The following is a 10,624-nucleotide window of genomic DNA, read 5'->3' on the forward strand; positions in this document are numbered from 1 at the left end:
AATCATGGCAGGCATTATGGCCGCTACGGGCGGTCGTGCAAACCGCTGTCCGGCTCATGTTGATCATCAATAAAGTGCGTATAATCCGCCGCCATGACTCGAACCCGATCTCCCCGTTCCCGTAAAAAACCTCCTTCGCGCAGCCTGCGCCCGTGGCTGGGCTGGGCGCTCAAGCTCGGCCTGGTTGGCCTTGTTGCGCTCGCCGGCGTTGCGGTGTATCTCGACGCCGTGGTCCAGGAGAAGTTCTCCGGCAAGCGCTGGACCATCCCGGCCAAGGTGTATGCACGCCCGCTGGAATTGTTCGCCGGCCAGAAACTGAGCAAGGACGACTTCCTCACCGAACTCGATGCGCTGGGCTATCGACGCGAACCCGTGAGCAACGGCCCGGGCGCGGCGGCGGTCAGCGGCAATACCGTCGACCTGAACACCCGTGGCTTCCAGTTCTACGAAGGCCTGGAAAAAGCCCAGCCGGTACGCGTGCGCTTTTCCGGCGATTACGTGGCCGAGCTGTCGTCGCTCAACGGCGCCAAGCTGCCGGTCGTGCGTCTCGAACCGCTGATGATTGGCGGCATCTACCCGAAGAACCTTGAAGACCGCATCCTGATCAAGCTCGATCAGGCGCCTCCGTATCTGCTGGAAACCCTGGTCGCTGTCGAAGACCGCGACTTCTATAGTCACTGGGGCGTTTCGCCGAAGTCGATTGCCCGCGCAGTTTGGGTCAATACCTCCGGCGGCAGGATGACCCAGGGCGGCAGTACGCTCACCCAGCAGTTGGTGAAGAACTTCTACCTGACCAACGAGCGCAGCCTGACGCGCAAACTCACCGAAGCCATAATGGCCATGCTCCTGGAGTTGCATTACAGCAAGCAGGAAATCCTCGAGGCGTACCTCAACGAGGTCTTCGTCGGCCAGGATGGTCAGCGCGCGGTGCATGGCTTCGGCCTGGCCAGCCAGTTTTTCTTCGGGCAACCGCTGTCCGAATTGAAATTGCATCAGGTCGCCTTGCTGGTGGGGATGGTGAAGGGGCCGTCCTATTACAACCCGCGGCGCAACCCGGAGCGTGCGCTTGAGCGCCGTAATCTGGTGCTCGATGTTCTGGAGCAGCAGGGCGTTGCCACTGCCGAACAGGTCGCAGCGGCGAAGAAAATGCCGCTGGGCGTCACCACGCGCGGCAAGCTGGCGGACAGCTCGTTCCCCGGCTTTATCGACCTGGTCAAACGTCAGTTGCGCGAAGACTACCGCGACGAAGACTTGACCGAAGAAGGCCTGCGCATCTTCACCAGCTTTGACCCCATTCTGCAGATGAAGGCCGAGGCGTCGGTCAATGACACCTTCAAACGCCTGACCGGCCGTAAGGGCTCTGATGAAGTCGAGGCTGCCATGGTCGTGACCAACCCGGAAACCGGTGAAGTCCAGGCCATGATCGGCAGCCGCCAGGCCAGTTTCGCCGGTTTCAACCGTGCCCTGGATGCCGTGCGGCCGATCGGTTCGCTGGTCAAGCCGGCGGTTTACCTGACCGCCCTGGAAAAACCGAGCAAGTACACGCTCACCAGTTGGCTGTCGGACGATCCGCTGTCGATCAAAGGCGCCGATGGTCAAGTGTGGACGCCGAAGAACTTCGACCGCCGCTCGCACGGCACCGTGTTTCTGTACCAGGGGCTGGCGCATTCCTACAATATCTCGACGTCGCGCCTGGGGCTCGAAGTCGGCGTGCCGAATGTACTGAAGACGCTGGCGCGATTGGGCATAGAACGGGAGTTCCCGGCTTTCCCGTCAATGCTGCTGGGGGCGGCAGCCATGAGTCCGATGGAAGTGGCCACCATGTACCAGACCCTGGCCAACGGTGGATTCAATACCCCGATGCGCGGTATTCGCAGTGTGCTGACCGCCGAGGGCGAGCCGCTCAAGCGCTACCCGTTCCAGATCCAGCAGCGTTTCGACGCGGGGTCCATCTACCTGATCCAGAACGCCATGCAACGCGTGATGCGTGAAGGTACCGGGCGCTCGGTCTACAGCGTGCTGCCGTCGAACCTGACGCTGGCGGGCAAGACCGGCACCAGTAACGACTCGCGCGACAGTTGGTTCGCAGGTTTCGGCCAGGACGTACTGGCCGTGGTGTGGCTGGGCCGTGACGATAATGGCAAGACGCCGTTCACCGGTGCTACCGGTGCGCTGCAGGTCTGGACCAGCTTCATGCGTAAAGCTGACCCGTTGCCGCTCAACATGCCGCAGCCGGACAATATCGTGCAGGCCTGGATTGATCCGCACACAGGTCAGGGTTCCGACGCCAACTGCCCGGGGGCGGTGCAGATGCCGTATATTCGCGGCAGCGAGCCACCACCCGGTGCCGCCTGCGGGGGCAGTGCCCCGGCTGATGCGGAGTCGGTGATGGATTGGGTCAAGGGCTGGATGAATTAAGCAAAGAGGGTTTCAAGTGAACAAGTTGTGGATTCCAGCGATTACAGTTCTGGCTTTGCTCGGCGGTTGCTCCAGCGTGCAACGCGGCTCTATTCCGGTGGTGGACGCGAGCACGGGCGTCTCCAATAGCGAGCGGATTTCGGCCAAGGGCGGGTTTCGTCAAACCGTGACCAACCGTCCGGCACAGGCCAAGCCGCAGGCAATGCCGCAGGACTCGGGCGTCGTGGTGATGGTACCTGGCAGTGGTGCTGCTACCGCAGCACCGATCAGCGCCGAACCCTGGACCCCGGGGCCAAGCACTTCGGGTCCGGTCGATGCAACGCCGATCCAGACCGCGCCGGTCAACCAGGGCACGTACAACATGCCGTCGACGCCGAGCGGCATTCCTTCGTCATCCAGTGCGGGCGGCCTGTCCGCTGACGAGCAACTGGACGGCCCGGTATTGGCGCTGCTCACCACCGCCCAGCAACAACAGGCCGGTGGCGACCTCAATGGCGCTTCGTCGAGCCTGGAGCGTGCCCAGCGCGTTGCGCCTCGCGAACCGCAAGTGCTCTATCGCCTGGCCCAGGTGCGCATGGCCCAGGGGGATGCACCGCAAGCCGAGCAGTTCGCTCGCCGTGGTTTGAGCATGGCCAACGGTCGCCCGGACCTGCAAGCCAGCCTGTGGGCGTTGATCGGCGACGCGCGTGCCGCCCAGGGTGACGCCGCCGGCGCTGCCCAGGCTCGGGCGAAAGCCAAGGTCAACCTCTGATGGATGAACGTTTTCCGGCGATTGCCGAACAGTTGTTGCTGATCGAGCGAGAGCTGCGCGTGCAGGGCTGGTGGGATGAAGTGCCCCCCAGCGCCGAAGCGCTCGGCAGCGTCGAGCCGTTTTCGGTCGACACACTGGATTTTCACCAGTGGCTGCAATGGATTTTCCTGGTCCGTATGAAGCAGATCCTCGAACAGGACCTGCCTTTGCCCAATGCTTCCGGGATTCTGGAGATGGCCGAGATGGTCTATGCCGACCGTCCTCGGGAGAGCCTTGGCTTGCGCAATGCGCTGAAAAAGTTCGACCAATTGATCGCTGACGCTCGTTAATTGCCTGACTGCCGGTTTTTCCGGCAGTCTTGCGCATATTTCTACCGCTTGACGACATTCAGGCGAGTTTTATCCCTCCTCAAAGCCCTTTCTCCTGCGTTCTCATGCGCTTAGTTGGAAAAAAGCGCAATTATTGCTTGACTTGAAGGGCCTGAAACAGAAGAATCCAAAGTCCGCTGTATCGGGACTGCCAGAAGCAGGCCCGCTCAGCAGATCATGAGGCGCACATCCGCGCCGACCTGTAACACCCGCAACGCGTTACCTCGCGCTGGGTGGGAAAAGCCCGCAACACTTGGGACGATCCCAATACTTGCTCAGTCAGTGCTGACGTAGTCGGCGACCACCGTCGCTCATGCTCTGTTGAGAAGTAAACCTATTAAGACCCGTCGGTTTTCAACGGACGGTATTCTGGCGTTTTAGAGGTGAACAACGTGGAGCTTTTATCTGGCGGTGAGATGCTCGTCCGCTTTTTGCGTGACGAAGGCGTCGACTATATCTACGGGTACCCGGGTGGTGCTCTGCTGCATGTCTACGACGCACTGTTCAAGGAACCGGCTGTTACCCACATCCTGGTTCGCCACGAACAGGCCGCGACCCATATGGCTGACGGCTACGCCCGTGCCACCGGTAAAGCCGGCGTGGTACTGGTCACGTCCGGCCCGGGCGCAACCAATGCCATAACCGGTATCGCGACTGCCTATATGGACTCCATTCCGATGGTGATCATTTCCGGCCAGGTCGCCAGCACCATGGTCGGCACCGACGCGTTCCAGGAAACCGACATGATCGGTATCTCCCGGCCGATCGTGAAACACAGCTTCATGATCAAGCACGCCTCGGAAATTCCGGAAGTCATGAAAAAGGCGTTCTACCTCGCACAATCCGGTCGCCCGGGTCCTGTCGTGGTGGATATTCCCAAGGACATGACCAACCCGGCCGAGAAATTCGAATACATCTTCCCGAAGAAAGCCAAGCTGCGCTCCTACAGCCCGGCCGTGCGCGGGCACTCGGGGCAAATCCGCAAGGCGGCCGAAATGCTCCTGGCGGCCAAGCGCCCGGTGCTGTACTCCGGTGGTGGCGTGATTCTGGGGGGCGGTTCCGCACCGCTGACCGAATTGGCCAAGCTGCTCAACCTGCCGGTGACCAATACCTTGATGGGCCTCGGCGCATTCCCGGGTTCGGACCGTCAGTTCGTCGGCATGCTCGGCATGCACGGCAGCTACACCGCCAACCTGACCATGCACCACGCCGATGTGATCCTGGCCGTGGGCGCACGCTTCGATGACCGCGTGATCAACGGCGCGAGCAAGTTTTGCCCGAATGCCAAGATCATCCATATCGACATCGACCCGGCGTCCATTTCCAAGACCATCAAGGCGGACGTGCCGATCGTGGGTCCTGTTGAAAGCGTCTTGACTGAAATGGTCGCTGCGCTCAAGGACATCGGCGAAACGCCGAACAAGGAATCCGTTGCCAGCTGGTGGAAGCAGATCGACGAATGGCGCGGCGACCGCGGCCTGTTCCCTTACGACAAGGGCGACGGCAGCATCATCAAGCCCCAGACCGTGATCGAGACCCTGTGTGAAGTGACCAAGGGCGATGCCTTTGTGACCTCCGACGTGGGCCAGCACCAGATGTTCGCCGCGCAGTACTACACATTCGACAAGCCTAACCGTTGGATCAACTCCGGTGGCCTGGGCACGATGGGCTTCGGTTTCCCTGCGGCCATGGGTGTGAAACTGAGTTTCCCGGAGGCTGACGTTGCCTGTGTCACCGGTGAAGGCAGTATCCAGATGAACATCCAGGAATTGTCGACGTGCCTGCAGTACGGTCTTCCCGTGAAGATCGTCTGCCTGAACAACGGTGTGCTGGGCATGGTTCGTCAGTGGCAGGACATGAGCTACGGCAGCCGTCACTCCCATTCCTACATGGAATCGTTGCCCGATTTCGTCAAATTGGTTGAAGCCTATGGCCACGTCGGCATGCGCATCACCGATTTGAAAGATCTGAAGCCGAAGATGGAAGAGGCGTTCGCCATGAAGGACCGCCTGGTGTTCATCGATATTCAGGTGGATACCAGCGAGCACGTCTACCCGATGCAGATCAAAGACGGCTCTATGCGCGACATGTGGCTGAACAAGACGGAGCGTACTTAATCATGCGGCACATTATCTCCCTGCTTCTGGAGAACGAACCCGGCGCTCTGTCCCGTGTTGTCGGCCTGTTTTCACAACGCAACTACAACATCGAAAGCTTGACCGTGGCCCCAACCGAAGACCCGACCCTGTCGCGCCTGACGTTGACCACCGTGGGCCACGATGAGGTGATCGAGCAGATCACCAAGAACCTCAACAAGCTGATCGAAGTGGTCAAGCTGGTCGACCTGTCGGAAAGTGCCCACATCGAGCGCGAGCTGATGTTGGTCAAGGTCAAGGCTACAGGCGCCCAGCGTGCCGAGATCAAGCGCACTACCGATATTTATCGCGGGCAGATCGTCGATGTGAGCGCCAGCGTTTATACCGTTCAACTGACCGGTACAAGCGACAAGCTGGACAGCTTCATCCAGTCGATCGGGACGGCCTCGATTCTGGAAACCGTACGCAGTGGTGTCACCGGGATTGCCCGTGGCGACAAAGTACTCAGCATCTAACCCAATTAGCGAATGGCCTTACGGCCTGGATATATAGAGGAACCTCATGAAAGTTTATTACGATAAAGATTGTGACCTGTCGATCATCCAGGGCAAGAAAGTCGCCATCATCGGTTACGGCTCCCAGGGCCATGCTCAAGCGTGCAACCTGAAAGATTCCGGCGTTGACGTGACCGTTGGCCTGCGCAAAGGCTCGGCTACCGTTGCCAAGGCTGAAGCCCATGGCCTGAAAGTGACTGACGTGGCTTCCGCCGTTGCGGCCGCCGACCTGGTCATGATCCTGACCCCGGACGAATTCCAGTCCGCGCTGTACAAGAATGAAATCGAGCCGAACATCAAGAAGGGCGCCACCCTGGCCTTCTCCCACGGCTTCGCGATCCACTACAACCAGGTTGTGCCGCGCGCTGACCTCGACGTGATCATGATCGCGCCAAAGGCTCCAGGCCACACCGTACGTTCCGAGTTCGTCAAGGGCGGCGGTATTCCTGACCTGATCGCGATCTACCAGGATGCTTCGGGCAACGCCAAGAACGTTGCGCTGTCCTACGCGGCCGGTGTTGGCGGCGGTCGTACCGGCATCATCGAAACCACTTTCAAGGACGAGACCGAAACCGACCTGTTCGGCGAACAAGCCGTACTGTGCGGCGGTACCGTTGAACTGGTGAAAGCCGGCTTCGAAACCCTGGTTGAAGCGGGCTACGCGCCGGAAATGGCCTACTTTGAATGCCTGCACGAACTGAAGCTGATCGTTGACCTCATGTACGAAGGCGGTATCGCCAACATGAACTACTCGATCTCCAACAACGCCGAATACGGCGAGTACGTGACCGGCCCGGAAGTGATCAACGCCGAATCCCGTCAGGCCATGCGCAACGCCCTGAAACGTATTCAGGACGGCGAATACGCCAAAATGTTCATCAGCGAAGGCGCCACCGGCTACCCTTCGATGACCGCCAAGCGTCGTAACAACGCCGCCCACGGTATCGAAGTCATCGGCGAGCAACTGCGCTCCATGATGCCGTGGATCGGTGCCAACAAGATCGTCGACAAAGCCAAGAACTAAGTCGTACGTATCAAGGGAAAACGCGGCTTAGGCCGCGTTTTTTCGTTTGGGTAAGCGGGTTCTGGTATAAAGCTGCATCGTTTGCGGGCGAACACTCGCCGCAAGTATCTGTCGAATTTTTTTCACACCGTTGCAAGGTAAAGTCCATGAGCGAACGTCCCGAAGAGCCAAACCAGGCTTCCGACGCCGAAAGCATGCTGCCGATCGATGAACATGTCGAAGAAGGGCATGACGCGGAAGGCCGCAAGGTCCGGCATCGTGGCATCTATCTGCTGCCCAACCTGTTTACGACGGCGAACCTGTTTGCCGGCTTCTATTCCATCATCAACTCGATGAGCGCCCAGAGCGCGTTGGCGGCAGGTGATGCCGTGAGTGCCAGCAAGTACTTCGGTTTTGCCGCCATCGCCATTTTCGTCGCCATGGTGCTTGATGGCCTGGATGGTCGCGTGGCGCGCATGACCAATACCCAAAGCGCCTTCGGTGCCGAGTACGACTCGTTGTCGGACATGGTCGCCTTCGGTGTTGCCCCTGCGTTGCTGGCGTTTGCCTGGGCGCTGGGTGATATGGGCAAGGTCGGCTGGATGGTTGCCTTTATCTACGTTGCGGGTGCGGCGTTGCGTCTTGCGCGCTTCAACACTCAGGTAGGCACTGCCGACAAGCGTTACTTCATTGGCCTGGCCAGTCCTGCTGCCGCGGGCGTGGTGGCGGGTATCGTCTGGGCGTTCAGTGATTACGGCATTCAGGGTTCGAAGATGTCGTTCCTGGTTGCGCTGATGGTTGCTGCGGCCGGCATGTTGATGGTCAGCAACATCAAGTACAACAGCTTCAAGGAGCTGGACCTCAAGGGGCGTGTACCTTTCGTAGCGATTCTTGTTGTGGTGCTGGTGTTTGCGGTGGTGTTCAGCGATCCGCCGCGCATTCTATTGTTGGCCTTCCTGGTCTACGCCGCTTCCGGGCCGGTCCAGTACCTGCTGCATCTTCGTCGGGACAAAACATTGCCTTAATGTAATTTCCCCCATACTCCGCAGTCTATTGGTGCACCTGTCCTCCAATGCTGCGGAGTTGCCATGTTAATCAAATTGCCCAAAGCGTCCGATTGCCACGAATCGGATGTCACCCCTGAATCCTTCTACCTCTCTCGCCGCAGCTTGCTCGGTGGCGCGCTGGCCGGTATTGCCGCCAGCAGCCTGCCCCGTTGGGCCAGTGCAGAGGAGGCGGCACGCTATGCCGATGTCGAGCCGGGCAGGGCGCCTGACTGGTTTGCGCAAAAGCTCCCCGGCACCAAGTGGCAGGCAGTGACCGTCAAAGACGAGGCCATCACGCCGTTCAAGGATGCAACCCATTACAACAACTTCTACGAATTTGGCACGGACAAGGGCGATCCTGCGGCAAATGCCGGCTCACTCAAGACCCAACCCTGGAGCGTTGTGATTGATGGTGAGGTGGCCAAGCCTGGGCGCTACGCACTTGAAGACTTCATGAAGCCTTACCAGTTGGAAGAGCGCATCTACCGTCTGCGGTGCGTTGAGGCGTGGTCGATGGTTATTCCCTGGATCGGCTTCCCCATTTCCGCCTTGCTCAAGCAGGTTGAGCCCACCTCCAAAGCGAAGTTCATCCGCTTTGAAACGCTGCAGGATCCAAAAAGCATGCCGGGTCAGCGCTCCAGTTTCGGCTTGATTGACTGGCCTTATATAGAAGGGCTGCGCCTGGACGAGGCGATGAATCCATTGGCGATCCTTGCCGTTGGTATGTATGGGCGAGAGTTGCCTAACCAGAACGGTGCACCGTTGCGGTTGGTCGTGCCTTGGAAATACGGCTTCAAGAGTGTGAAGTCGATTGTGCGCATCAGCCTTGTCAGCGAACAGCCGAAAACGACCTGGCAGAGTATTGCCGCCGATGAGTATGGCTTCTATGCGAACGTGAACCCGACGGTTGACCATCCGCGCTGGACCCAGGCGCGGGAACGTCGTTTGCCGAGCGGTCTTTTCAGCCCGAACGTGCGCGAGACCCAGATGTTCAATGGCTACTCCGATGAGGTCGCCTCGTTATATGCGGGCCTCGACCTGCGGAAGAACTATTGATGCGCTATCCGCTCTGGCGCATTGGCGTCTTTATAGCTGTCGCGGTATGGCCGTTGTTCTGGCTATATGAGGCCTGGAGTTTTGCCCTCGGGCCCGACCCTGGGAAGGTGCTGGTGGATCGCCTCGGCCTGGGCACCTTGATTCTGTTGCTGATCACGCTTGGCATGACTCCGCTTCAGAAACTGAGCGGTTGGGCGGGGTGGATTGCGGTACGCCGGCAACTGGGGTTGTGGTGCTTTGCCTATGTGGCGCTGCATTTGGCAGCCTATTGCGTGTTTATCCTCGGGCTTGACTGGTCGCAGCTGGGCGTGGAATTGCGTAAGCGCCCGTATATCATTGTCGGCACCTTGGGGTTTGTGGGCTTGCTGGTTTTGGCTGCGACCTCCAATCGTTACAGTCAGCGACGGTTGGGGAGCCGTTGGAAGAAACTGCACCGTTTGGTCTATGTGATCCTCGGACTTGGTTTGCTGCATATGCTCTGGATAGTTCGGGCTGATTTGAAGGAGTGGGCTGTCTACACTTCCATTGGTGCGCTGCTTCTTCTATTGCGGGTGCCACCGGTGATGCGCCGAATCCCTCGCCTTATTGCTAAAAAACCGTCTTCTGCAACAAAACTGTAATTAGCCCTTGACGGCAGATTCTGTGCGCCTATAATTCGCCCCACTTCCGGCGCAGTCGAAACGGAAAACTCCTTGGTAAACAACGAGTTAAGTGGTTTTCGACAGCAGGTCGCTTCAGTTCATCGAAGCCAAAAGGAAGTTGAAAAAGAGGTGTTGACAGCAGCGTGTAACGCTGTAGAATTCGCCTCCCGCTTACGAGAGATCGCAAGCGCAAGTGGTTGAAGTTGTTGAAGAATTCTTCGAAAACTTCTGAAAATAACCACTTGACAGCAAATGAGGCTGCTGTAGAATGCTCGCCTCGGTTGAGACGAAACATCTTAACCAACCGCTCTTTAACAACTGAATCAAGCAATTCGTGTGGGTGCTTGTGGAGTCAGACTGATAGTCAACAAGATTATCAGCATCACAAGTTACTCCGCGAGAAATCAAAGAATAACCAACGATTGCTGAGCCAAGTTTAGGGTTTCTTAAAAACCCAAAGATGTTTGAACTGAAGAGTTTGATCATGGCTCAGATTGAACGCTGGCGGCAGGCCTAACACATGCAAGTCGAGCGGTAGAGAGAAGCTTGCTTCTCTTGAGAGCGGCGGACGGGTGAGTAAAGCCTAGGAATCTGCCTGGTAGTGGGGGATAACGTTCGGAAACGGACGCTAATACCGCATACGTCCTACGGGAGAAAGCAGGGGACCTTCGGGCCTTGCGCTATCAGATGA

Annotated in this window: 9 protein-coding genes and 1 rRNA gene (1 of these 10 cut by a window edge); all 10 read left to right on the top strand. The window is 58.5% G+C overall.

Annotation, left to right across the window (positions count from 1 at the left end; genetic code table 11):
* Positions 1-93 precede the first annotated feature (93 nt).
* Positions 94-2,418 carry a penicillin-binding protein 1B gene (gene mrcB, locus BFP89_RS03090; protein WP_065883993.1) on the top strand — a complete coding sequence of 775 codons (2,325 nt, stop codon included), beginning with the start codon at positions 94-96 and terminating at the stop codon, positions 2,416-2,418.
* A gap of 16 nt (positions 2,419-2,434) precedes the next feature.
* Complete coding sequence (locus BFP89_RS03095; protein ID WP_065883995.1) at positions 2,435-3,169, top strand: tetratricopeptide repeat protein; 735 nt, start codon at positions 2,435-2,437, stop codon at positions 3,167-3,169.
* Positions 3,169-3,498, top strand: coding sequence for a YqcC family protein (locus BFP89_RS03100; protein ID WP_065883997.1), 330 nt, complete (start codon positions 3,169-3,171; stop codon positions 3,496-3,498). The genes BFP89_RS03095 and BFP89_RS03100 overlap by 1 nt, the downstream gene beginning before the upstream one ends.
* A 431-nt stretch (positions 3,499-3,929) precedes the next feature.
* Positions 3,930-5,654, top strand: a complete 1,725-nt coding sequence (locus BFP89_RS03105) for an acetolactate synthase 3 large subunit (protein ID WP_065884006.1) — start codon at positions 3,930-3,932, stop codon at positions 5,652-5,654.
* 2 nt (positions 5,655-5,656) lie between these two features.
* On the top strand, positions 5,657-6,148 hold the full coding sequence (gene ilvN, locus BFP89_RS03110) for an acetolactate synthase small subunit (RefSeq protein ID WP_003176102.1): 492 nt from the start codon (positions 5,657-5,659) through the stop codon (positions 6,146-6,148).
* Between the two features lie 46 nt (positions 6,149-6,194).
* Positions 6,195-7,211 (top strand): ketol-acid reductoisomerase, encoded by a 1,017-nt coding sequence (ilvC, locus tag BFP89_RS03115; protein WP_003176099.1) that lies wholly within the window; start codon positions 6,195-6,197, stop codon positions 7,209-7,211.
* Between the two features lie 146 nt (positions 7,212-7,357).
* Positions 7,358-8,215 carry a CDP-diacylglycerol--serine O-phosphatidyltransferase gene (gene pssA, locus BFP89_RS03120; RefSeq protein WP_065883999.1) on the top strand — a complete coding sequence of 286 codons (858 nt, stop codon included), beginning with the start codon at positions 7,358-7,360 and terminating at the stop codon, positions 8,213-8,215.
* 63 nt (positions 8,216-8,278) lie between these two features.
* On the top strand, positions 8,279-9,292 hold the full coding sequence (msrP, locus tag BFP89_RS03125) for a protein-methionine-sulfoxide reductase catalytic subunit MsrP (protein ID WP_065884001.1): 1,014 nt from the start codon (positions 8,279-8,281) through the stop codon (positions 9,290-9,292).
* Positions 9,292-9,912, top strand: coding sequence for a protein-methionine-sulfoxide reductase heme-binding subunit MsrQ (gene msrQ / locus BFP89_RS03130; protein WP_065884002.1), 621 nt, complete (start codon positions 9,292-9,294; stop codon positions 9,910-9,912). The genes msrP and msrQ overlap by 1 nt, the downstream gene beginning before the upstream one ends.
* Positions 9,913-10,399: 487 nt before the next feature.
* Positions 10,400-10,624, top strand: a 16S ribosomal RNA gene (locus BFP89_RS03135) (it continues 1,312 nt past the right edge of the window).

Source organism: Pseudomonas sp. 31 R 17 (assembly GCF_900004915.1).
GTDB classification, from domain to species: domain Bacteria; phylum Pseudomonadota; class Gammaproteobacteria; order Pseudomonadales; family Pseudomonadaceae; genus Aquipseudomonas; species Aquipseudomonas orientalis_A.

Excerpts from the sequence above, each read along its gene's own strand:
- pssA (WP_065883999.1), top strand. The coding sequence starts at position 7,358 with ATGAGCGAACGTCCCGAAGAGCCAAACCAGGCTTCCGACGCCGAAAGC.
- msrQ (WP_065884002.1), top strand. The coding sequence starts at position 9,292 with ATGCGCTATCCGCTCTGGCGCATTGGCGTCTTTATAGCTGTCGCGGTA.
- mrcB (WP_065883993.1), top strand. The coding sequence starts at position 94 with ATGACTCGAACCCGATCTCCCCGTTCCCGTAAAAAACCTCCTTCGCGC.
- BFP89_RS03100 (WP_065883997.1), top strand. The coding sequence starts at position 3,169 with ATGGATGAACGTTTTCCGGCGATTGCCGAACAGTTGTTGCTGATCGAG.
- ilvC (WP_003176099.1), top strand. The coding sequence starts at position 6,195 with ATGAAAGTTTATTACGATAAAGATTGTGACCTGTCGATCATCCAGGGC.
- ilvN (WP_003176102.1), top strand. The coding sequence starts at position 5,657 with ATGCGGCACATTATCTCCCTGCTTCTGGAGAACGAACCCGGCGCTCTG.
- msrP (WP_065884001.1), top strand. The coding sequence starts at position 8,279 with ATGTTAATCAAATTGCCCAAAGCGTCCGATTGCCACGAATCGGATGTC.